Source organism: Actinoalloteichus fjordicus (genome assembly GCF_001941625.1).
GTDB lineage: Bacteria > Actinomycetota > Actinomycetes > Mycobacteriales > Pseudonocardiaceae > Actinoalloteichus_A > Actinoalloteichus_A fjordicus.
In genome coordinates this window covers 4,718,040-4,739,678 of sequence record NZ_CP016076.1, presented here as the reverse complement: position 1 = coordinate 4,739,678, position 21,639 = coordinate 4,718,040, and the positions used below count along the sequence as shown (strand labels likewise).

The 21,639-nt window shown below is 71.6% G+C and carries 19 protein-coding genes; 9 read left to right on the top strand and 10 right to left on the bottom strand.

Annotated elements, in window-relative coordinates:
• The first annotated feature begins 199 nt into the window (after window positions 1-199).
• Window positions 200-964, top strand: a complete 765-nt coding sequence (locus tag UA74_RS20105; protein ID WP_075765166.1) for a hypothetical protein — start codon at window positions 200-202, stop codon at window positions 962-964.
• Between the two features lie 285 nt (window positions 965-1,249).
• Here the strand turns inward: UA74_RS20105 and UA74_RS20100 are convergent, their stop codons facing one another.
• The 7 genes from UA74_RS20100 to UA74_RS20070 are packed head-to-tail and all read right to left on the bottom strand — an operon-like array spanning window position 1,250 to window position 7,720.
• The gene (locus UA74_RS20100; protein ID WP_157442290.1) at window positions 1,250-1,423 is read right to left on the bottom strand and encodes a hypothetical protein; all 174 of its coding nucleotides are present in this window, start codon (window positions 1,421-1,423) and stop codon (window positions 1,250-1,252) included.
• Window positions 1,424-1,474: 51 nt separating this feature from the next.
• Entirely contained in the window at window positions 1,475-2,338 is an 864-nt protein-coding gene (locus tag UA74_RS20095; RefSeq protein ID WP_075765162.1) for a phosphogluconate dehydrogenase C-terminal domain-containing protein, read from the bottom strand.
• Entirely contained in the window at window positions 2,335-3,135 is an 801-nt protein-coding gene (locus UA74_RS20090) for a sugar phosphate isomerase/epimerase family protein (RefSeq protein WP_075765160.1), read from the bottom strand. Before UA74_RS20090 ends, UA74_RS20095 begins: the two co-directional genes overlap by 4 nt.
• The gene (locus UA74_RS20085) at window positions 3,132-3,935 is read right to left on the bottom strand and encodes a triose-phosphate isomerase family protein (protein WP_075765158.1); all 804 of its coding nucleotides are present in this window, start codon (window positions 3,933-3,935) and stop codon (window positions 3,132-3,134) included. The genes UA74_RS20090 and UA74_RS20085 overlap by 4 nt, the downstream gene beginning before the upstream one ends.
• Window positions 3,932-4,420: a ribose-5-phosphate isomerase gene (locus UA74_RS20080; protein WP_075765156.1), complete on the bottom strand. Its 489-nt coding sequence runs from the start codon at window positions 4,418-4,420 to the stop codon at window positions 3,932-3,934. The genes UA74_RS20085 and UA74_RS20080 overlap by 4 nt, the downstream gene beginning before the upstream one ends.
• A gap of 36 nt (window positions 4,421-4,456) precedes the next feature.
• On the bottom strand, window positions 4,457-6,286 hold the full coding sequence (locus UA74_RS20075) for a dihydroxyacetone kinase family protein (protein WP_075765154.1): 1,830 nt from the start codon (window positions 6,284-6,286) through the stop codon (window positions 4,457-4,459).
• 60 nt (window positions 6,287-6,346) lie between these two features.
• Window positions 6,347-7,720 (bottom strand): MFS transporter, encoded by a 1,374-nt coding sequence (locus UA74_RS20070; protein ID WP_075765152.1) that lies wholly within the window; start codon window positions 7,718-7,720, stop codon window positions 6,347-6,349.
• 343 nt (window positions 7,721-8,063) lie between these two features.
• On the opposite strand from UA74_RS20070, the gene UA74_RS20065 reads away from it, so the two are divergent.
• The 4 genes from UA74_RS20065 (at window position 8,064) to UA74_RS20045 (ending at window position 13,012) form a co-directional block, all read left to right on the top strand.
• Window positions 8,064-8,870, top strand: coding sequence for a FadR/GntR family transcriptional regulator (locus UA74_RS20065; RefSeq protein ID WP_075741643.1), 807 nt, complete (start codon window positions 8,064-8,066; stop codon window positions 8,868-8,870).
• A 189-nt stretch (window positions 8,871-9,059) separates the two neighbouring features.
• Entirely contained in the window at window positions 9,060-9,491 is a 432-nt protein-coding gene (locus tag UA74_RS20060) for a VOC family protein (protein WP_075741642.1), read from the top strand.
• Window positions 9,492-9,766: 275 nt separating this feature from the next.
• Window positions 9,767-10,576, top strand: a complete 810-nt coding sequence (locus UA74_RS20050) for a hypothetical protein (RefSeq protein ID WP_083683384.1) — start codon at window positions 9,767-9,769, stop codon at window positions 10,574-10,576.
• A 150-nt stretch (window positions 10,577-10,726) separates the two neighbouring features.
• On the top strand, window positions 10,727-13,012 hold the full coding sequence (locus UA74_RS20045) for an acyltransferase family protein (RefSeq protein WP_198042793.1): 2,286 nt from the start codon (window positions 10,727-10,729) through the stop codon (window positions 13,010-13,012).
• Between the two features lie 637 nt (window positions 13,013-13,649).
• On the opposite strand, the gene UA74_RS32210 is transcribed toward UA74_RS20045, so the two are convergent.
• Both UA74_RS32210 and UA74_RS32205 read right to left on the bottom strand, forming a co-directional pair.
• Complete coding sequence (locus UA74_RS32210) at window positions 13,650-14,438, bottom strand: SDR family oxidoreductase (protein ID WP_075765146.1); 789 nt, start codon at window positions 14,436-14,438, stop codon at window positions 13,650-13,652.
• The gene (locus tag UA74_RS32205; RefSeq protein WP_157434323.1) at window positions 14,435-14,581 is read right to left on the bottom strand and encodes a hypothetical protein; all 147 of its coding nucleotides are present in this window, start codon (window positions 14,579-14,581) and stop codon (window positions 14,435-14,437) included. Before UA74_RS32205 ends, UA74_RS32210 begins: the two co-directional genes overlap by 4 nt.
• An 85-nt stretch (window positions 14,582-14,666) precedes the next feature.
• Between UA74_RS32205 and UA74_RS32200 the strand changes: the two genes are divergently transcribed.
• The gene (locus tag UA74_RS32200; RefSeq protein ID WP_157434322.1) at window positions 14,667-15,452 is read left to right on the top strand and encodes a TetR/AcrR family transcriptional regulator; all 786 of its coding nucleotides are present in this window, start codon (window positions 14,667-14,669) and stop codon (window positions 15,450-15,452) included.
• A 336-nt stretch (window positions 15,453-15,788) separates the two neighbouring features.
• A complete protein-coding gene (locus tag UA74_RS20025; protein WP_075744015.1) occupies window positions 15,789-16,547 on the top strand; it encodes an alpha/beta fold hydrolase in 759 nt (252 codons plus the stop codon).
• 77 nt (window positions 16,548-16,624) lie between these two features.
• On the opposite strand, the gene UA74_RS20020 is transcribed toward UA74_RS20025, so the two are convergent.
• Window positions 16,625-17,806, bottom strand: a complete 1,182-nt coding sequence (locus tag UA74_RS20020) for a serine hydrolase domain-containing protein (RefSeq protein ID WP_157442288.1) — start codon at window positions 17,804-17,806, stop codon at window positions 16,625-16,627.
• Window positions 17,807-18,620: 814 nt separating this feature from the next.
• Between UA74_RS20020 and UA74_RS34320 the strand changes: the two genes are divergently transcribed.
• Window positions 18,621-20,594, top strand: coding sequence for a histidine kinase (locus UA74_RS34320; RefSeq protein WP_075765140.1), 1,974 nt, complete (start codon window positions 18,621-18,623; stop codon window positions 20,592-20,594).
• A complete protein-coding gene (locus UA74_RS20005; RefSeq protein ID WP_075741633.1) occupies window positions 20,591-21,235 on the top strand; it encodes a response regulator in 645 nt (214 codons plus the stop codon). Before UA74_RS34320 ends, UA74_RS20005 begins: the two co-directional genes overlap by 4 nt.
• Window positions 21,236-21,639: the final 404 nt, after the last annotated feature.

Here is a 21,639-nt window from a genome sequence, read left to right as displayed (position 1 = left end):
GTATAGACCATATCGGGGTAATCCTCGGCATCGGGCTCGGTCCGCTCGGACGGTCGGGGTGCCGGACCCCGCTGCCGGTCGCGTCCTCGCGCGGTGTCTCGGTGCCGCACCCGTGGCCGAGGAATCCTTTGTGGGCAGCTGCTTCCCGCGCAGTCGACGTCCCGGGAGAACGGCGGTCCACAGTGGAGACGACCGCGGCGTGAGCAGCTCGACCTGCGAACGCCATCACATGCGGCTGGACCATCAGACCGCCACTTATCTCTCCTATGACGGCCCGCACGGTGGTGCCGCCATCCCGATCGCCCTCCAGGCCTTCGCGCACTACCGCAGCCCGGCCTTCGCCGACCAGATCAACAGTCCGGCCGCCCGGCAGCTGTTGTGGCGCCACATCGGCTCGGAAGACGAGGTGCCCGCCACAGGCGCCCTCCGGAGGGAACTCCTCGCTGATCTGAATCGCCTCGGCGCCTGGCCCGCCCGCCCCCGCAAGCTCGTCGTCGCCAACGGCGCGGGCAACGGCGCAGGCAACGGGGTCCCGCCGGGCGAGGTGGCGCTGAAGGTCACCGGTCCGCTGTTCAAGGGCACGAATCTCCTGACCCAGGCGGAAGGCAGCGACGTCCTCGTAGCGGAGCTGCGTGCGGCGCTCGGCAAGCCGAAGGACATCGTCACCAGCGACCTCCCCGCCATCGACGGCGCGCCCGGCGGCACCCTGGAGTCCTTCGGCATCCTTGCCGACGTCCTCAACCGATACGGCGCAGCGGAGGTCTTCCACCGCTCGGTCAACTTCGTGCCCACCCTGAGCGCCCTCGGCTTCGGGGACCTCGACGGCGCCGGTGATCTGTTCGTCGACGTCTCCGGTCTCCCCATGGAGGAGAGCGCGTTCGACGACTTCGTCTACTCGAGCATGAACACCCCGCACTGCGTGATCACCGAGGAACTCGCGACCTGGGTCCTCGATCGGCTGTGAAGCCGGCAGCCTGAGGCCGTACCTGCGCCCGGCTCCGGGTCACGGGGCCGGGCGCTGCGGGGGCTCGTGCCCTGCTGTTCGCCGATCGGCGTCGCGGTGGCGGGTACTGCCGCTCGCAGGCACTTGTCGTTCTCGGGCACTGCCCTTTCTCAGCGCAGCGCCGTTCTTGCCGCAGCGCGTCACCAGGCCGTTTCCCGACCACGGCGGCCTTCCCGGCTGCCTGCATATTCCGATCGGCGCCCGGTCCCGACCCCCGTCGCGAACGGACGGACGCGAAACGGTCGGTCACGGCCGTCCCGATTTCGTCGCCAGCAGATACGCCTGCGGAACCCGATCCCACCGCTCGTCGGGTTCGCGGACCATCCGAGCGGTGACCGTGTTCCCGGCCCTGCTCAACAGATCGGCGACACCGCAGGACGTCGACGCCCGCACCACGCGGGTCGCCGACGATTCGAACACGCCAGCCGCCCGGCGGACCCACGGCCCGCCGGGCGCCTGCACATCCGACGATCAGCCCTTGTCGTTCAGATGCAGCATCCTGGCGATCACGGTGTCGAGCTGCTCGTCGTTGAAGATCTTCTTCCAGTCGCCCTTGATGATCGTCTCGCGGCCGTAGTCCATCGCGATGAGACACGCGTCGGAGAACGGGTTGTCGCCCTTGAGCGTGTTGGCCAGCGCGACCTGGGTGTGGCCGAGCAGCATCGCGCGGGCGGCGGCCTCCGGGACCCCGACGGTGTGCACGGTCTCCTTGAGCGCCTCGTTGAGGAGGTCGCCCACCATGCACGCCACCGTCTCGACCAGCGTCGGCTCCAGGTAGGCGAGCTGCTTGACCGTCACCCAGTGCACGTCCAGCACCGGGGCGTACATCACTCGCACGACCGACTCGGCGAGCGCCCGCTTAGCCTCGTCGCCGGATTCGATGGCCGCCACCACGTCCTGCGGGGCCGCGATGCCGCCGAAGGTGTCCGCATACTCCTCGGGCGTCGTGCGCTCCAGGAACACCGAGGGATGGCACGGGTGGGCGACGACGTACTCCAGGTCCGACCGCTTGGTCAGCAGCCCGGCGTAGGCGGCGGCCGGGTCGAGGGTGAGCACCACGGCGCCCGCCTTGAGCTGCGGGACCAGGTCCGCCGACACCGGACCCAGCGCGATGTCGGGCACCGCGAGGATCACCACGTCGGCGTCCGGGACGGCGGTCACCGCGTCGGTGACCTCCCGGCCCGCCTGCTGCACGCGCTGCCTGCCCGCCTCCGAGGTCTCGCAGTAGCGGACGAGGTGATCGGTCCTGACGAGATTGTCCGAGACGCGCATCCCCATCTTGCCGCCCGCGCCGATGACGGCGATGGTCAAGGGTCCTGCTGGTGCTGCCGTCATGATGTCCGCTCCTTGAGGAACTCGATGTTGTGTCTGGTCCACTGCTCTTCCAGCAGTCGGGTCGTCGCCGGGTCGCCCTGCCAGGGCAGCCAGTGCTCGATCACCTGGTTGACGCCCCGTGCCTCCGGGTCGACCGTCCTGATCAGGTGGTCGTAGTCCAGGAGGCCGGTGCCGAGCGGGGCACCCGCGAGCGTGAAGCCGACCCAGCCGTCCTTCCGGCTGAAGGCGAAGTCCTTGACGTGCACGTTGACCACGCGGGACGCGGTGGTCTCGACGACGCTCACCGGGTGTTCGAGGGCGGCGACGACATTGCCGGGATCGAGGCAGACGCCCAGGTTCGGGCTGTCGATGCGTTCGATCAGCCGCAGCAGGGTGGCGGTGGGCACCTGCTCGTAGGTCTCCAACGCCAGCGTCACGCCCTGCGCCGCGAACTCGGGCAGGACCGTGCGAAGCCGGTCCTCCGCCGTCTCGGGGGACGGTCGGTCCTCGCCGGAGTTCATCATCGAGCGCAGCAGCCGGACGTCGAGGATGCGGGCGATCTCCAGGTATCGGCGGAGGTGATCCGGATGCAGACCCCTGGTGCCGAGTTCGAGCGTCAGTCCCAGTCCGTCGGCCACCGTCCGCAGTTCGCGCAGCTCGGCCGTCGACATCCGCTCCAGCTCCGGATGGTCGCAGATCTGGAAGAGCGAGACTCCGAGCGCGCGGGTCTCCGCCAGCGCCTCGGTCAAGGACAGCGGTCGCGGCATCCGATCGGACAGCCGCCAGAAGAACGCGTAGGTGCTCAGGCCGATCGTCATGCCCGCACCCCTCGCCCGGCTCCCAGCGCCGCCGCCTCGTCGAGGATCGACTCCACCGCCGCCGGGTCGTGAGCGAACCGTCCGAGGAACAGCCCGTCCACCCCGTCGGCCAGCTCGGTCAGCAGGCCGGGGCCCGCGCTGCCGCCGTAGACGACCCGGCTCCCGGTCAGCATCGGGTCGGCGGCCAGATGGCGGCGCAGGGCCGTGCCGACCTCTCGGACGTGCGCGGGCTCGGCGGGCTCGGCGGCGCCGATCGCCCACTGCGGCTCGTAGGCCACCGTGATCGGGCCGAGGATCTCGGCGCGGCGGGCCGCGCTCAACGCCGACTCCACCTGCGCCACCGAGGTGGACGCGGCGACCCGCGCCGAACCTCGCTCGGCCTCCCCGACACACAGCAGCGGCACGAGCCCGTTGCGCAGCGCCGCGGCGGTCTTGGCGGCGATCATCTCCTCGTCCTCGCCGAGCAGCCTGCGTCGTTCGGCATGGCCGACCTCGGCATGGGTGCAGCCGATCTCGCGCAGCTGCGTCCCGCTGACCTCGCCGGTGAAGGCACCCGCATCAGCCCAGGACAGGTCCTGCGCGCCGACCTGGACGCCGGAGTCCCGGCACTCGTCCAGTACCGACGTCAGCGCGGGGAACGAGGGCAGCAGCACCAGGGTCGCGAGCCCGTCCCGCACCGCCCGATGACGGCGGGCGATGGCCACCACCTCGCGACTCCAGGCCAGCGTCTGCCGGTGGCCGAAGTACATCTTGAGGCTGATGCCGATGGTGAGCGGTGCGGCCTCGTCCGCCGTGGTCATGACGCCCGACTCCCGGCGGCCGACCCGCCCTGGTCGTAGTCGGAGATCAGCCGGACCTTCGCCGCCGAGGCGGAGTCCTCGTCGAAGCGGTAGGTCAGCCACTCCCTGGCCAGCCTGCGTGCGAGTTCCAGGCCGATCACGCGCTGCCCGAAGGTCAACACCTGGGCGTTGTTGCTGAGCACCGACCGCTCGACCGAGAAGCTGTCATGAGCGGTGACCGCGCGAATGCCGGGAACCTTGTTCGCGGCGATGGCGACGCCGAGACCGGTGCCGCAGATCAGCAGCGCCCGATCCGCCGCACCGGACGCGACGAGTTCCGCTGCCGCGACGGCGACGTGCGGATACGCCGTCCGACTCTCGGCGTCCACGCCGACGTCCTGGACGGACTCGACGAGGTCGCTGGCCGCGAGATCCTGCTTCAGGGCCTCCTTGTACTCGAAACCCGCGTCGTCCGATCCCACGATGATGCGGAGCCTGTCGGCCATGATCGTTTCCTCCTTCGCGATGAGACGGTGTGGGGGTCAGCGGTCGGTCAGCACGCCGTGCACCGCCCGGACGATCAGTGCGAGCGACACCGCTCCCGCGTCAGGCGTCCCGAGGCTCTTCTCGGCCAGCGGCCGGGCACGGCCCCGTCTGGGGAGCAGAGCCGAGGTGTCGGCGGCGGCCCGGTCTGCGACGACGGCCGCGCTTCCCCAGGCATCCGGCAGAGCCGTTCCGGCGGTGATCTGGCTGCTCAGGGCCGAGGCGAAGGGCGTGAGGACGTCGATCATGGTCTTGTCGCCGACCTCGGCGCCGCCCAACCGGCGCACGGCCGTCTCGGCTGCCGTCACCCCGGTGACGACGGCGGGTCCGTCGGGCCGGGACTGGTCGCCGAGTGCGGCGCCGAGCGCCGTCAGGGCCGCCCCCCACAGGGCGCCGGAGGTGCCGCCCGCACGGTCCGCCCAGGCCTCGGCCCCCCGACCCAGCGTGGTGCCCGCGCCTGCGCCAGAGTCGACGGCGGCCTCGGCGGCGTCGACGCAGGCTCGCGCTCCTCGGGTCATCCCGATGCCGTGATCGCCGTCGCCCGCCACCGCGTCGATCCGCCCCAGCTCCTCGGCGGCGTCCTCGATCGCGTCGCGGACGGCGGTGAGCGCGGCGAGCACCCGGACGGCGGCGGCGCGCGACTCCTCGGTGGCGGGCACCGAGGAGCCTGCCTGCTCGGCGGCCGTGGCCCCGACCTGCTCGCCCGGCGTGGTTCCGGCCGAGCCTGCGGAGTCGGTCGTCCCCGCCTGCGCGGCCGAGCCGGTGACGTGCACCGCCGTCCCGGCGGCCGGGCCGGTCGGCGCCGTCCCGCCCGCCTGCGTCGCGCCGCCCTTGCGATAGGCGGGCGCGTCGGCGGGTGCCTGCCAGAAACGCGCCAGCTCGTCGTCCAACCAGGTCAGCGTGAGGGAGACCCCGGCCATGTCGAAGCTGGTCACCAGCTCGCCGACTTCGGGTTCGATGATCTCCACCCCCGCCTCGGCCAGCAGCGCGGCCACCCGCCGATACACGACGAACAGCTCCTCGTACTTGACCGAGCCCAGGCCGTTGAGCAGGACCGCCGCCCGTCGATCACCGGTCTCGGTGACGTCGGCGGGGATCTCCGCGAGCAGGGTGGTGACGAAGAGCTCGGCTAACTCGTCCGCCGTCGGGACGTCCTGTTCGCCGATGCCCGGCTCCCCGTGGATGCCCATCCCCACCGCCATCCGGCCGGGCGGAACGGTGAACAGCGGCTCGGCGGCGCCGGGCAGGGTGCAGCCGGTGAAGGCCACGCCGAAGGAGCGGGTGCGGTCGTTGGCGTGGGCGGCGACGCGGGCGACCGCGTCGAGGTCGTAGCCCGCCTCGGCGGCGGCCGATGCCGCCTTGAACACCACCAGGTCGCCCGCGATGCCGCGCCGATCGGCCCGTCGCGCCTCGTCGGCGCTGGCGACGTCGTCGGTCACGGCCACCGATCGACACGGGATGCCCGCGGCGTGGAGCTGCTCCTGAGCCAGGCCGAAATGCAGGACGTCGCCCGCGTAGTTGCCGTAGGAGAGCAGCACGCCGCCGCCCGCGTCGACGGCCTCGGCGACCGAGCGGATCTGGCGTGCGGACGGCGAGGCGAAGAGATCGCCCATCGCCGCGCCGTGGGCGAGCCCGGCGCCGACCAGCCCGCCGAACGCGGGATGGTGCCCGGAGCCGCCGCCGATGACGACGGCCACCGTGCCCGGCGCCGCGCGGTCAGTGCGCACCACGCCGCCGGGTACGCGGCGGATTCGGTTCTGGTGCGCCGCGACCAGGCCGTCGACGAGTTCCTCGGCGAAGTCGGTCGGGTCGTTGAAGAGACGGGTCATGACGATGATCTCCTGACGGCGGCGTCGGGACAGCGAGACGTCGGATGGGCGGTCGCGCGGCTACCGGTCGGCCGTCGGCCCGTCTGCGTGCGACGCGGCGACGCTCGGGGGCTCGTCGACCTGGCCTCGACGGGCCAGGACCACCATCAGGACGCCGGAGAGGAGCATGAATCCGCCGACGACGAACATCGGCAGGACGTAGCCGCCGGTCCAGTCGAAGAGCGCTCCGGTGATGTAGGGCGCGGCGAAGCCCGCGAGGTTGCCCATCGTGTTGATCAGCGCGATGCCTGCGGCTGCGGCCACCCCGGTGAGGAACCGGGTCGGCAGCGTCCAGAAGTTGGGCAGTGCCGCGAAGATGGCGCAGGCGGTGACCGTGATGATCGCGATCGTCAGTACCGGGGAGCCCGCGAACAACGCGAGCGGGATGCTCACCGCGCCTGCGAAGGCGGGCACCGCGATGTGCCAGGTCCGCAGGCCGCGTCGGGTCGCGTCCCTCGACCACAGGTAGAGGACGACCGCGGCAGGCAGGTACGGGATCGCTGTGATCAGGCCTTCCTGCAGGACGTTGAACGTCGTGCCGAACCGTGCCTCGAACTCGGCGATGATCGCGGGCAGGAAGAAGGCCAGCGTGTAGAGGCCGTAGATGAAGCCGAAGTAGATCAGGGAGAGCAGCCAGACCCGGCCGTTGCCGAACACGGACCGAATGCCGGGATGCCTGCCGTCGGAGGGCGCCTTGCTCTTGTGCTCGGCCTCGAGCTCCCTGGTCAGCCAGGTCTGTTCCGCCTTGGTGAGCCACTTCGCGTCGGCGGGGCGGTCGGCCAGGTAGAACCAGGCGATGACGCCGACGATGATCGCGGGCAGGGCGACGGCGAAGAACATGAACCGCCAGCCCTCGAGGCCGAAGAACGTCCCGTCCTGCTGGATCAGCACGCCGGCGAGCGGGGCGCCGATGACCGTGGTCAGCGGCTGGGCCAGGTAGAACAGCGCCAGGATGCGGCTGCGATAGCGGGCGGGGACCCAGAGGCTGAGGAACAGGATCGCGCCGGGGAAGAAGCCCGCCTCGGCGACGCCGAGCAGGAACCGGAGGACGGCGAGCTGGGTGAAGTCCTGCACCCAGGTGAAGAGCAGCGCGACGATGCCCCAGGTGACCATGATCCTGGCGAGCCATCGGCGGGCGCCGAAGCGGTGCAGGGCGAGATTGCTCGGCACTTCCAAGATGATGTAGCCGATGAAGAACACGCCGGAGGCGAAGCCGAACTGAGCCGCCGAGAGGGCGAGATCGTCATTCATGCCGTTCGGCGCCGCGAACCCGATCGCCGTGCGATCCAGGTAGTTGATGAAGAACATCAGGGCGACGAACGGAACAAGTCGAACGGCGACCTTGCGGATCGCCGATCTCGCCACGTCGCTCTCGCCGTGACGCGCGGTGCTCATGGTGTCCACACTGACTCCTTTTGCGCGCTTCTCGCCGGGTGAGTCCCGAGGCGAACCCGATCGAGATCGGGCCCGGCGACGAGATGCCTCGGGCGAGGAGGAAGCGCGCGTGAGTTCCGACAACGCTGTCTGCTCTCGCGTGCCGCCGTGCTCCCGTTCACCCGTGCCTGCGGCCGGGGGAGACGGTTCGGGGCGTGCTGGGAGCCAGTATTGGAGCGCTCCGGTCAACCTGTCAACCGGTTGACCAATTTTTCTCGACGGGTGCGGTGTCTGCGCGCCGTCGCCGCCCACGGAGTCCACGGAGGCGCAGCCGAGCGGATCGATCTTGGTAGCATCGTTGCTCGTGCCCTCGTACCCTGACGATTCCGCCGCGCACCTGAGCACCACGCTCGGCGCCATGCCCACGGGATCGGTCGTCTCCGAGGTCGCCAAGCGGCTGCTCGACTTCTTCACCAGCGGCCAGATCGAGCCGGGGACGCGACTGCCCCCGGAACGCTCGCTGGCCACCTCGCTCGGGGTGGGGCGCTCCGCCGTCCGCGAGGCACTGGCCGCCCTGGAGATCCTCGGGATCGTGATCGTCCGCCCCGGGTCGGGCACCTACCTGCGGGGCAGTGTGTCCGAACTGCTGCCGCGCACGCTGAGCTGGGGCCTGATGCTCGGCGAACCGCGCACCCGTGAGCTGATCGAGGTGCGGCACGGCCTGGAGGTCTACTGCGCCCGCCTGGCGGCGGAACGGATCGACGACGCGGGCGTCGGACGGCTGCGTGGCAGGCTGACGGTGATGCGCGACAACCAGGACGATGATGGCGACCTCAAGGCCTTCGTCGAGGCCGACATGCTCTTCCACCTGGAGATCGCCGAGGCGGCGGGCAACCTGGTGTTGCAGGAGCTGCTCCAGAGCACCCGGTCGCTGCTGCGGGTGTGGGTCGAACGGGCGCTGCGGGACGGGCGGCACGCTCGCCTCGCCGTCGCCGAGCACGAGCGGGTCTTCGCGGCGATGGCCGCCCGCGACCCCGACGGCGCAGCGGCGGCGATGGGGGAGCACATGCGGACGGCGGGTCGCCGCGTCGCGAACGCCATCACGCCCGCAGGCACGGCCCCCGGAGTCGGCGCCGGAGGCGCTGCGGCGACCGGAGATCAGCCGGGCTAGGACGGGCCTTCCATCCCGGTGAGCCACGCGGAGTCCCGTTCCGTCGGCGGCCGCCCGGCATCCCGCGACATGCCGTGACCGGATGCGACCCGGGTCGAGTGCATCGCCGACTCATCGCGCGGGAGCCCCTGCCCCGATGATCACCGAGGATCGGTCTCGGTGACCAGCAGGCGTCCCTAGGATGGCCCGATGGCGGCGGTCCGACAGTTCCAGGTCACCTTCGACTGCGCAGAAGCCGAGCGCCTCGCTCGCTTCTGGTGCGACGTGCTCGGGTACGTCGTACCGCCGACGGAGGAGCCTGCTGCCGGGGACGATCTCGACCGCTCGTCGCCGCCGGAACAGCAGGGCGCGTCGTTCGCCTGCATCGATCCCACCGGTGTGGGGCCGAGGCTGTACTTCCAGCGCGTTCCCGAAGGCAAAGTTGTCAAGAATCGGGTGCACCTCGATGTGCGGGCAGGCGCCGGACTCGTGGGTGCAGAGCGACTCGCCACCCTCGATGCCGAATGCGCCCGGCTGGTCGCGCTCGGCGCGGTACACGTGCGCACGCTGCTTGCCGACGGCGAGAACGAGTCCTGCATCGTGATGCAGGACATCGAGGGCAACGAGTTCTGTCTCGACTGAGGGCCGCGAGCGTGTCCTCGTCCGGTCCTCAGACCGAGGTGAAGTCGCCCCCGATCTGTCCGGGCACGGTGGCGCGATTGTTCGGATCAGACGTGCGCCGACCGGCGAGCCGTCGGGCCGGTTCGATGTGCCTCGTCGACGCGACGGGCGACGAGTCCTGCCTCCTCGCCCCGGCTGCGGCAGAGCCGGGACCCGCCCGCCCGCGTCCGCGCGATGCAGGCGGGTAGTGGTCCATACTCGGTTCCCGGCCACCATGTTGCTGCTATCTTCGTTCGATGTTGACCGAGTTCGATCTTGCTCGGCGCTCGCAGGTCTACGCGGCACTGCCGGAGTACCGCAGACGGCTTCGCGAGCTGGACACTGGTCCCGGCGTCGTCGAGGGCTCGGCGGACCTGAGTGAACACGAGTTCCAGCTGCTCTCCCAGAATGGCGAGGACGGCGTCATCCTGGAGATCCTGCGCCGCATCGGCGTCACCGACGGCTTCTTCGTCGAGTTCGGGGTCGAGACCGGCCGCGAGGGCAACTGCATCGCGCTCGCCGACGTCCTGGGCTGGCGCGGCCTGTTCATGGAGGCCGACGGGGCGCACAATCACCACCTGCACCAGAAATACCGCTGGAACGACCGCGTCCGAACCCTGCACGCCATGGTCACCCCGGAGCGGATCGAGGAGCTGTTCCGCGAGGGCGAGGTTCCGGCCGAACCCGACGTCGTGTCGATCGACATCGACGGTGGGGACTACTGGGTGTGGGACGCCATGGCGGACTATCGGCCGCGCGTCGTGGTGATCGAGTACAACTCCGCGCTCGACCCGGATCGCGCGCTCGTGCAGCCGCGCGACGCACCCGGCTGGGACGGCACGGACTACTTCGGCGCCTCGCTCGGGGCGCTTGTGGAGTTGGCCGAGCGCAAGGGATATCGCCTCGTGCACTGCGAGCTTGCCGGCGTGAACGCCTTCTTCGTCCGGGCGGATCAGGCCGGGCGGTTCCCGGCACCGGCCGAGGTGCGGCGTCGAGGACCGAACTACTTCCTCACCTCCCACGGGCACCCGGCGGACCAGACAGGCCGCGTCTACGTGGAGCTGTGATCGAGCGTCGAACCCGCGTGCGGCTGAGGTGATCGCGCACCGTACGGGCTCCGACGGCGTCGGACGTTCGGGGTAACGGAATGGTCGAAATGGGTTACCGTGACGGTCGTTCGTGCAGGCCCACCCGCCGAGAAGACCGAAATGGCTGAGATGGCTGACAGACCCCTGCCGGGATCGGCGCGCAGGCAGACGGCGGACCGTGGTCGACCAGACGGGCCTGAACCGGACGTCGTAGGCGGACCGGACACCTCGGCGGCATCGGGCGGCAGACCCCGTCGGGACGGGCAGCCCGCCCCGCGCGGATTCGTTCCGCCCGGTGAGTTCGTTCCGCCCGGCGAGCCCGTGGGTCCGTCGGGAGGCTCGGCGGGGCTGGACGGGTTCGTCGAGCCCGGCGACCCGCTGCTGCCCGGCGGGGCCGTACTGCCGAATCCGGTCCCGGCAGGGGAGACGGGGGGACGGCGACGACGGGCACCGGCGCCGGACTCCGGTGGCAACGGCCGGGTCGGACGGCGGGAGATCGACCGGCAGGCCTGGCCGAGCGAGGCTGCCTCGCGTGGGCCGGAGTCGTCGGGACGACAGGAGACCGCAGGCGGTCCGGGCGAACCGGACGGAGCCGCGCCTGCCAGGACTCGGCGACGGGCCGCGCCTCGCGAACCGGGCCGACCGGACTCCGTGCCCGAGAGCGCTCATCGTCCTCCGGCGGTTCGCGAATTCGGTGCGGTGCGCGAGTTCGACGGGGTGCCCTGGCCCGCCGAATCCGAGGCCGGGCCGGGCGGCGCCGCCTCCCGTCGTGGCGACGGGCCGGAGCGGGTCGAGACGATTCGGCCGGACGGCCTGCTTCCCGATCGAGGACCGGCACCGGGCGGGGGCGACGCGCGAACCGGCGCGAGCAGATCACCCGCTGGCCCCCGGGCGGCGACCGGCCCGCCGCAGACCGAGGCGTTACGGCAGCCCGGTGCGGCTCCGCCGCCGGGGCCGTCCCGAGGTCCCGACCTGCCCCGGAATCCCGCCGCTGCCCGGACTCCGAACACGCCCGACACGCCCAGAAGCCTCGGCGATTCTCGATCACCCGGCCTGGCGCGGGAGCCAGGTGTGGTGCCGCCGTCGTCGCCCGGCGCGGGCCGACAACCGCTGCCGCCCCGGCCTGCGCCGGTCGAGGAGACCGTGCAGTTCGACCAGACCCAGGAGATCACCGGGGGCCCGAAGGCGCCGCCGCAGTCGAGGAATCCGCCGCCCGCGCCGCCGCCGAAGCCTGCCCCGCCCGAGCCCGCCCCGCCCGAGCCCGCCGACGAGACGGTCCAGCTCAAGGCGGTCCGGGAGCCGCCGGAGACCGGCACCGCGCAGGGCGCCGAACCGCCCCCGGCACCGAAGCGTCCCCGGCGGATCGTGTTCATCGACATCGTCCGCGCCATCGCGGCCCTCTGGGTGTTCTACGGACACGTCGACATCCTCTTTCTCCAGGAGGAGGTCGGGCCGACGTGGTTCACCACGGCGTTCAACTACTTCATCGGTCCGCCGCTGCACCTGGGGGAGGAAGGGATCGGCGCTGCGGCGGTCCCACTGTTCTTCCTGGTCAGCGGCTTCGTGATCACGCCGATCGCGCTGAAGATGGGCACCGGTCGGTTCACGTTGAACCGGCTGATGCGGCTCTATCCGCCGCTGATCGTCGCGGTGCTGATCGGCGCTGCGGCCGTGGCGGTCGGCCTGCATCCGCTGGTCCTGCGCAGCGAGCCCGACGTGACGCTGGGGAACATCCTCACCAACATCACCCTCGTCAACTTCTTCCAACGGCCGCTCGGCGCCTTCGTCGGAGTGGGGTGGACGCTGGCGGTGGAGCTGTTGTTCTGCCTGCTCCTCGCGGCGATGCTCCCGTTGCTGCGTCGTTGGATCTGGGTCGCCATCGCGGTCGAGATCGAGATCCTGCTCGTGCTGATCCTGCTCGGCAACCACTTCGGCGGCACCTTCGGCGTGGTGGCCTCCGAGCTGCCGTATCTGCTGATCCCGGTCATGGGACAGGCCATCTGGGCCGGGTGGAACGAGAAGATCCACGGGTGGCTCGCCGGGTTCTTCCTGGCGATCTGCTGGGGGCTCTACGTCTGGTCCTCGCACCTCGACCTCGCCGACGACTTCGTGCTGCGACCAGCCCCGCTGGCCTTCGGTCTGCTGATCATGCTGGTCGGGCTGGGGATGGAGAATCGACTCCGGCAGCGGGCGGTGTGGACCTGGCTGTCCGAACGCAGTTTCTCGCTGTACCTGATGCACGCGGTGGTGGCGTTCCCGGTGCTGCGCGCACTGGTGGACGTGACGCCGCTGTGGGTGACCCTGCTCGCGGGCGTCGCCGCCACCGCGGTGGCGGTGGAGCTGTGCTACCGCTTCGTGGAGCGACCCAGCCACAATCTGGCCCGCCGCTTCTCCGGACGACCCACTCGGCGCTGACCGCACCCGTCTCGTCCCGCGCATACGCGTCCTCCGTCGTCGGGCGGCCGCTGTACGGCCGACCGGTCGGCGCGGGAGACCTCGTGCGGTGGCCGCCCGTCGAGGGCCCGGCAGGCGGCATCGCCACTTCCGAGGAGACCGTGCGCGCCGGGTCCGAGAGTTGGCGTGGCGTACGCGGTACCGGCTCGCGACGCGTGCCGGGCGCTCGCCTCGTCAGCGTGACTCATGGCTGCGATCAGTGACACTTGTCATCCGAAATCCATGACAGTTGTCAGAAGAAGTCATGACAGTTGTGACTACCGCCGATGATCAGCGCTGGCGCAGGATCTACGACATGACCACGCAGACGCAGACTTCCCGTTCGCCCGGCCTCGGCGCGATCCGACACCGGCCCGCCGACAACGGCTCGGCGGTCGTCGCCGCCGAGTGCCGCCGCCCGGCGACGCCGTCGAGTCGGGCGCTGCGCATCATTCGCGGCCTGGTCCGACTGCTGCGTCGATGGCGCCCTCGGCCGCCGCCCGGTCTGGGCCGCCGCAGGGCGAACCCGACGTGCGGGCGGAACGCGAGCGCGCCGATGCCTGCGCCCGGCCTGCCGAGCGGGGCGGCGGTCCGACCATGGCCGCCGACCGAGGCGCGGTCAGCGAGGGCCCTCACGTGTCGAGGCCGTACGGTCGGCCAGGAATCGATCGAAGGTGATCTCTCCGACGGCATGTCTCGGCGTCAGCTGCCTGCCCGCGCGAAGGCTGCGCCCGAGCGCGCCGGGCACCGGCAGTGTCACCACCCGGGCAGCCCTGCCCTCGGCGGCCAGGGTGCGTCGAGCGAACTCGGCCAGACCGAGCACCTCCGGACCGCCCAGTTCCGGCACTCGCCCGGCGGGCCCGGTCTCGACCAGCTCGACCAGTCTGCGTGCGACGTCGCGGACGTCGATCGGCTGACATGCGACGTCGGCGGGAGCCAGGACGACCGGCGACCGTTCCTGCACGGCGGCCAGTCGGGCCACCAGATCGTGGAACTGGGTGGCCCGCAGGATCGTCCACGGCACCCCCGCGCCTGCCACGATGCCCTCGCAGGACAGCTTGATCCGGTAGTACGGCAGCGGCACGGTCTCGATGCCGACGATGGACACGTAGATCAGATGCGGGGGATGCTCGGAGTCCCGCGCGATCTCGGTCAGCCGCCGGGTCGCCTGTACGTCGCCTCGGCCCGAGGTGGTCGCACAGTGGACGATCGTGTCGACCCCCGCCACGGCCTCGGCGATGCCACTACCGGTCGCGAGATCCCCGACCACCCGGTCGTGGGCAGGCTGATCGGGGGACTGCGGTCGCCTGCTGAGCACCCGCACCGCGTGGCCTCGGGCCTGCAGCCGTCGCACCACGGCGCGTCCCAGTGTGCCGGTCCCGCCGGTCACCAGAGTCGGTCTGCTCACGATTCCTCCTGGTCTCTCGGATGCGCTCGTCGTCGCCGCGACAGGCTGCCTGCGAAGCGCAGTCTGTCGTGTCTCGGGGCGATGCGCAGCGCGATGATCAGCAGCAGCCGCGCCCCGGCCACCGGGCTGACGGCCGTGCGCATGCTGCACGATGAGGTGTGGGCCGTTCGGCCGTTCGGCTTCCCCCGTTCGCCTACTTTCGTGACGGCGTTCTCCTACCCTCACGGCATGAGCCAGCTCGTCAGGACCGCAGTGGAGCTGCTGCGTCGCGCCGACGTGGCGCGAGCAGGTCCGTTGTCGTCTCTCGGACTGACCGAACTGGCCGTGCTGCTCGGCGTGTCGAGGTCGACGCTGCTTCGCCGGATCGGCAGTAGACGTGAACTGGATGCCGCGTTGATGGAACTGGGGGCACGCTCGGTGCTGCGGCCTCCGGTGGCCGACCGCGTCGTGGACGCCGTCGCCGTGCTGATCAGTGAACGGGGCGTCGGCGCGGTGACGCTCGACGATGTGGCAGCCAGGGCACAGTGCAGTGTCCAGTCCATTCACGTGCAGGTCGGCGGACGCGACGCGGTGCTCATCGAGACGTTCGCCCGCTACAGCCCGCTCGCCGGGATCTCCGTCGCACTCGTGGAACCGCCTGCCGACCTCGGCGGGGCCGTTCTGCGCGTCTACTCGGCCGTGGTCGATGCGGTGCTGGGAATGCCGGTGATTCCGGCGCTGCTCACCGAGGCGCTCGCCCGGCCGGACAGCGGGCTGGCCCGCTACGTGCGCACCGGCTGCGTCCGCGCCGTCAGCCTGCTCCTCGCCCGGTGGCTCGCGGGGCATCGGCTGGCAGGCGCCATTCGGCCGATGCGGTTGCGGCAGGCGATCGTCTTATTCATCGGGCCGATCGCCGTGCAGGTGCTTGCCGAGGCTGCGGCAGGCGGGCGCCCCGATGAGGCTGCCCGGCTGCGCACCGCGACCGAGCTTGCGGACTCGTTCTGTCGCGCGGTCCGCCCCGATCCCGTGATCTGACCGCACGGCAGATCCGTTGCCGGTGGGGAGCAATTTCGGAGGCGGACGACGGGGACGGCGGTCCTGGCCGGCTGTCGTGTGCCCGATGCGACCGGCCGATTGTCGGTGGCCTCGGGTTGGATGACGGCGCCGCGTCGGGCGGCTGCCGCTCTGCGCCGCCGACCGATCCCGGCGGCGGTCGGTGTCGTGTCGGGCTGCGACGTCGACGGTCGGCGCCGATCATCGGGTGTCTGCCCGCCGGGGCAGCCCTGTTCGGCTGCGGTGTCTGTCGAGTCGGTGCCCCGAACCGGCGCGACGTCAGCCCGCACCCCCCACGACGAGAGGATCGCCGACGACATGGCGGAGTACAGCGAGATCGACGGCGTGCGCACCTGGTACGACGAGCACGGCAGTGGTGAGCCGGTGGTTCTGCTGCACGGCGGGTTCAGCGACTCACGGGACTTCCACGGCAACCTCGACGCGCTCGCCGACGGTTTCCGGGTCCTGAGCCCGGATCGGCGGGGTCACGGACACACCCCCGACGTCGAGGGGCCCATCACCCTGGAGCTGATGGCCGAGGACACGATCGGCTTCCTGTCGACCGTCGTCGGCGGTCCCGCGCACCTGGTCGGCTACAGCGACGGCGCCGCCGTCGCACTGCTGGTCGCGTTGCGTCGTCCCGACCTGGTGCGCAGGCTGGTCCTCGTCAGTGGTGTGTTCCACCGCGACGGCTTCGCCGTGTCGTTCGACGGTGACGGCGAGATGCCGCAGGACGTGGTCGACTCCTACGGCGAGGTGTCGCCCGACGGCATCGAGCACTTTCCCGTGGTGGCCGAGAAGATGGCGCGCTGCTCGGCGGCCGGCCCGACGCTCACGGCGGCCGACCTCGGCGGCGTCGGCAGCCGGACCCTGGTGATGACCGGCGACGACGACCTGGTGGCACTGGAGCACACGCTTGCGCTGTACCGGGGTGTCGCCGAGTCCGAACTGGCCGTCGTCCCCGGCACCTCGCACCTCTTGTTGGTCGAGAAGCCTGCGGTGGGCACCGGCATCGTGCGTGACTTCCTCACCTGCGATCCGGTGCCCACCATGCTGCCGCTGCGTCGATCGTCCTGAGCCGGGTTTGGTCCGGCGATGCGGCGGATACCGGCTGTCGGCCAGCGTCCGCCGCGCCTAGTGGACAGCGGGCGGCATCACGTCGTCGGCGACTCCGACAGGTCGACGGCGGGCTCGCCGCAGATCTCGAGATTGACGATGTTGACTGAGCCGATCGCGATCAGCGCCGCGTCGGGACTCACATCCTGCTGGTTGAACAGCACGCTCACCTGCCGTGCGCCGTCGTCGGTCGCGAAGGACATCGTCGTGTAGCCGGGGATGCTGCCGGTGTGCCCCCACAGCCGAACGCCGCAGGTGGTGGTCATCTCCTCGATGCCGAGCCCGTAACCGGGCCACAGCTCGTGGCCGGTGGGCACGGTCTCGCGCAGCAGTGCGGTCAGCTCGGGGGAGAGCAGCCCGCCGGTCAGCAGGCTTGCGAACAACCGTTGGAGATCCTCGGCGGTGGACACCGCTCCGTAGGCGGCCCAGGCGAAGGACGGATTGATCTCGGTGACCTCGTGCCGCTGCCCGTCGAGCACGACGTAGCCGGTCGGATGAGGCTGGGGCAGTCCGGGCTCGGTGCTGGGCAGGAAGGTGTCGGCCATCCCCGCCGGTGTGAAGACCTCGTCCCGCAGGACCTCGGGCAGCGGCTGTCCGGTGGTCGCCTCCACGATCATGCCGAGCAGCACGTATCCGGTGTTGGAGTAATGGAACGCCTCGCCGGGGCGGCCGACCGCACCGAGTGCGACGCCCATCTCGACGAGGTCGGCAGGCGCGAAGGTGCGACTCCCGTACTCGGCGGGCGTCTCCTGTTCCAGCGTGACCGTGTAGTCGGCGAGTCCTGAGGTGTGCCGCACCAGGTGTTCGACCGTGATGACGTCCTCTTCTGGCACCAGGCCGGGCACGAGTTCGTCGAGGGTGTCGTCCAGCGACAGCCTGCCCTGGTCCACGAGCCGGAGTACTGCGGCCGCGACCATGCTCTTGGTGAGGCTGGCCGCGCGGAACGTCGACTCCGCAGGCATCGGCGTGCCCGAGGTGAGGTCGGCGAGGCCGTCGGAGGCCTGCCATCGTCGCGCGCCGTCGGCGATGGTGACCGCGACGCCGGGTGCGCCCGCCTCGACCATGCGGGCCAGCTCTGCCTCGATGGTCGCGCGGTCGGCAGGCGCCCCTGCCTCGGTCGTGGCGCTCGCGGTGGCGTGGGGAGCGCAGAGGATCAGCCCGGCGGTCAACGCCGCGAGGCGGCGACGTCGGCGATCGGGGTGAAGACGGGTGTTCGACAAGGGGATTCCTCTCGGCGGCGCGGTCGATCTCGACCGGCGGACGGACAGCCCGTTCAGTGCAGCGCAGGCCGGGCGTCCGCCGCACCGGGCGATCGGTCACCGCCGTCCCGACGATCGGATGATGGACGGCGGCAGGCCGCGACCTTCGTCCGGGTGTTCGGGACCGTTCGGCGGCTGTCGGATCGGGCGAGGCGTCTGTGATGCTCGTGTCTCGGTTGGCGGATTCTGGCGGCCGCACCACGGACTGTCGCGGGGAGCAGCCGTTCCGGACCTGCGGAGCGGCCGGGTGACGAGGTGTGCTCGGCTGGTCGGCGGGGTGTCGGGCGAGGGTGACGGCGTGCGAGGAACCCCGGCGTCGATCGCGGGTGGTCGCCCAGTGTCCGGCAGTCGCACGTCCGGATCACGACGTCCGAGTGCGGCCCGCCGCCTGCGGGTCTGCCACGGTGAGCCGGCTCGTCGGCCGCCGAACGTCGGCCGGGTCGCGGTGATCAGCCGGTGAACCAGCCGCCTGCGGGCTCATCGGGGAGGATCGGCTTCTCCGCCAGCCGTCCCAAGTGGACAAGAATGTCCTTAGTGGACTGCTGTCGGTGGACCGGACGCCTGCCGGCTCGCTGGAGGTGGGCCTGCGGGCTATGGGTTCGCTTGGGGTGGGCCTGCTGCGGGTAGACCTGCCGGCTATGGGGTCGCTGGGAGTGGGCCTGCCGTAGGTGGACCTGCCGCGAGTGGGCCGCCGGGTGACAGCCTGTTCGGCGCGACGATCGACGACGGCCGGGCCACCGATCGGCCGACCGACACCGATGAGGAGGAACCGGAAGTGACGGGTCTGCCCGCCCGGCGGCGACCGACCGGGCTCGGGGGCTGGCTCGACCGCTCCCGGACGCGGGTCGTCGCCGCGTTGATCCTGGTCGCCGCCGCTGCTCCGGCCGTTCCGCTCGCCGCGGCGGCGGGCGCGGCAGAGAGCACCGAGGCGTTGGTGTGCTGGTACTCGGCGGCGGTCCAGCTGGCGGGCAGCCTGGCCGTGCTGCTGCGACCTCGGGCGGTCGCGGCCGCGACCCTGGCGGCCGCGGTCGCCGTGCTGCTCCCGATCTGGACCGGCGAGATGGGTGAGACGGCGGGCTACTTCGGCGGAATCAACCCATGGCCGCCCCTGGCGATCCTCATCGCGTCGGGGATGGCGACCAGGCAGGGCGGCCGGGGTACGGACGTCCTGGTGGCCTGGGGTGTGATCGGTGTCGCGGTGCTGGCGGCGGTCCGGGTCTGGGAGCCGTCGACGAGCACCGTGGTCTCCGGGGTGCTGCGGACCGTGCTGCCCGGACTGTTGGGAGCGTTCCTCGCGACGCGGGAGCGGCTGGTGGCCGCGCTGCGTGAGCAGGCCCGTCGAGTCGAGAGCGACCACCGTCGTGCGCTGGCCTCGGCCCGGCAGGCCGAACGGACGCGCCTGGCCGATGAGATGCACGACCTCGTCACGCATCGCGTCAGCCTGATGGTCCTGGCCGCCGACGCGCTGCGGCGAGCTCCGGACCAGGAGCGGAGCCGCGCAACGGCTCGGGTGGTCCGGGAACACGGGGTGGCCGCCCTCGACGAGCTGCGGGAACTCCTCGGTCTGCTGCATGCCGATCAAGTCCGGCATTCCGGCCCCGACACGGCTTTCGACCACAGTGGACATCCGGCGGCCGACGACGTCGTTGCCCGGTCGGCCGTCGAGCCTCGACCGAGGGCGGGCGGCGTCGCACCGGACCCGGACGTCGAGGACCTGATCGCGGCTGCCGAGTCGGCGGGGACGTCGGTGCGGTTCGACCGAGACGGTGAGCCGAGGGCGGTCCCGCTGGCCGTGCGACGGGCCGTGGCGCGCGTCGTGCAGGAGGCGTTGACCAACACGCGCAAGCACGCGGCGGGCGCGGCGGTCCGGGTCGAACTCCGGTACGACTCCGATCGCGTGCGGGTCGAGATCCGCACCGCCGCGCCGGGGCGGACCGCTGTCGCCACTGCGCCGGATCACCTCGCCGCCGCAGGCACGCCGAGGCTCGCCGAGCCGGATCGTCGCGGGCCGGGCGATGCCGAGGCGGCAGGCGCGGCGGAGCGCGGTGCCGGGGAGCACTCCGCCTGCGAGAGCCTCGGCGCGGCGGCCGCAGGCAGGGACACCGCAGTCGGGTCGAGCGACGCCGAGTGGGCTGAGGTCGGGTGCTCCGGCGTCGAGCAGACCCGCGTTGAGGGCGGGGTCCGGCCCGGCGTCGAGGAGGCCGATGCGAGCCCGGCAGGCACCGGCCGGGCGGAGGTCGAGCCGGGTGACGCCGGGCGGGCAGGCGTCGGGTCGAGCGGTGCCGAACCCGGCGCTGTCGAGGTGAGTAGCGGTGGATCGGCAGGGGCGGACCACAACGGCGCCGGGCGAGCCTGCGCCGGGCAGGCCGTTGCGGAGCCGACCGGCGCCCAGCACGCCGAGGCGAGGCTGGCCGGTACCGGGTCGGGCCGGGGCCTGGCCGCGTTGCGGCACCGGGTCGGGCTCCTCGGCGGCACGCTCCGCGCGGGCAGGCTGCCCGACGGCGGTTTCCGGGTGTCGGCAACCCTGCCGACAGCCGGATCGGCCACACCCGGCGGGTCGGAACCGCCGGCTGAGAGTCGGTCGTCGATCCCGCTCCGTCCTGAGCGGGGATCGCCGTGGACGAGCTGCACGGCGCCCGGAGGGAGCCAGGACGAAGTCCTGGTGACCGACGACAACGCCGCAGATCGCCGCCTGCCCCACGCAACAGGACAACAGGGAGCACCGACAGGCTCTAGGGTGGTCGGGTGATCCGGGTCCTCGTCGTCGACGACGAGCCGATGGTGTGTGGTTATCTCGGCGCGATCCTTGCCGACGGCGCCGATGTGGAGGTCCTCGCGCCAGCGCACGACGGGGCCGAGGCCGTGGAGGCCTCGGTACGGGGACGGCCCCACGTCGTCCTGCTCGACCTGCGGATGCCCGGTGTCGACGGGCTCACCGCGCTCCCGCACCTGCGCGCCCTCCCCGAGCCGCCCGCCGTGATCGTCCTGACCACCTTCGACTCGGACGCCCATGTCCTCGACGCGCTGCGTGCGGGCGCGGCGGGCTTCCTGGCCAAGACCACTCCGCCGGAGGACCTGCTCAACCTGGTCCGCGTCGCCGCCGACGGACACGCGGTGCTCTCCTCGCAGGCGATGCATGGTCTGCTCCGGCCGACCGCCGCCGCCGACGAGCGCAGACGGGCCGCCGTGCGGCTGCTCGACGGACTCACCGAACGAGAACGGGAGATCCTCACCCTCATGGGCGAGGGGCTCACCAACGCCGCCATCGGGCGGAGACTGCACCTCTCGGAGCCGACGATCAAGGGCTACGTCTCGCGCATCCTGCTCGTACTCGACTGCGCCAATCGAACCCAGGCGGTGCTGGTCGATCAGCGGGCGCGGATCACCTGAGTGGGCGGTCCGCACTGACAGCGCTGATCTTCACGTCGACCTCGCCTGCCGGTGTCGCCTTCATCCTCGTCTACGCGGCCCTCGCAGCCGGTGGCTGTGCAGCGGTCCTCGTCGCCGCGCTCGCTCGACGTGCCCGGGATCGCTCAGTTCGCCTGTCGTGACCCGACATCGCCTCGGGACAGGGTGGAGCACGAGCCCGGTGTCGCGCATTCCGTCCTCGGCGGTGCCGATCAAGCGCGGGAGGAGCTGGTGCCACAGCCGGCGCGCGTCGCCTGGCGGGAGGTCGGCCGGGGAACCACGGCCGCCGCGAAACCGAGCACGCGGTCGGGTCCTCCTGCCCCGCGCAGGCGGCCCGGCCGGCTGCGCGATTCGTCCGAGTCCCGGTCCGCCACCAGAGAGCCCCG

Excerpts from the sequence above, each read along its gene's own strand:
- UA74_RS20095 (WP_075765162.1), bottom strand. The coding sequence starts at position 2,338 with ATGACGGCAGCACCAGCAGGACCCTTGACCATCGCCGTCATCGGCGCG.
- UA74_RS20090 (WP_075765160.1), bottom strand. The coding sequence starts at position 3,135 with ATGACGATCGGCCTGAGCACCTACGCGTTCTTCTGGCGGCTGTCCGAT.
- UA74_RS20085 (WP_075765158.1), bottom strand. The coding sequence starts at position 3,935 with ATGACCACGGCGGACGAGGCCGCACCGCTCACCATCGGCATCAGCCTC.
- UA74_RS20080 (WP_075765156.1), bottom strand. The coding sequence starts at position 4,420 with ATGGCCGACAGGCTCCGCATCATCGTGGGATCGGACGACGCGGGTTTC.
- UA74_RS20075 (WP_075765154.1), bottom strand. The coding sequence starts at position 6,286 with ATGACCCGTCTCTTCAACGACCCGACCGACTTCGCCGAGGAACTCGTC.
- UA74_RS20070 (WP_075765152.1), bottom strand. The coding sequence starts at position 7,720 with ATGAGCACCGCGCGTCACGGCGAGAGCGACGTGGCGAGATCGGCGATC.
- UA74_RS20060 (WP_075741642.1), top strand. The coding sequence starts at position 9,060 with ATGGCGGCGGTCCGACAGTTCCAGGTCACCTTCGACTGCGCAGAAGCC.
- UA74_RS20050 (WP_083683384.1), top strand. The coding sequence starts at position 9,767 with ATGTTGACCGAGTTCGATCTTGCTCGGCGCTCGCAGGTCTACGCGGCA.
- UA74_RS20045 (WP_198042793.1), top strand. The coding sequence starts at position 10,727 with ATGGCTGACAGACCCCTGCCGGGATCGGCGCGCAGGCAGACGGCGGAC.
- UA74_RS32205 (WP_157434323.1), bottom strand. The coding sequence starts at position 14,581 with ATGCGCACGGCCGTCAGCCCGGTGGCCGGGGCGCGGCTGCTGCTGATC.
- UA74_RS32200 (WP_157434322.1), top strand. The coding sequence starts at position 14,667 with ATGAGCCAGCTCGTCAGGACCGCAGTGGAGCTGCTGCGTCGCGCCGAC.
- UA74_RS20025 (WP_075744015.1), top strand. The coding sequence starts at position 15,789 with ATGGCGGAGTACAGCGAGATCGACGGCGTGCGCACCTGGTACGACGAG.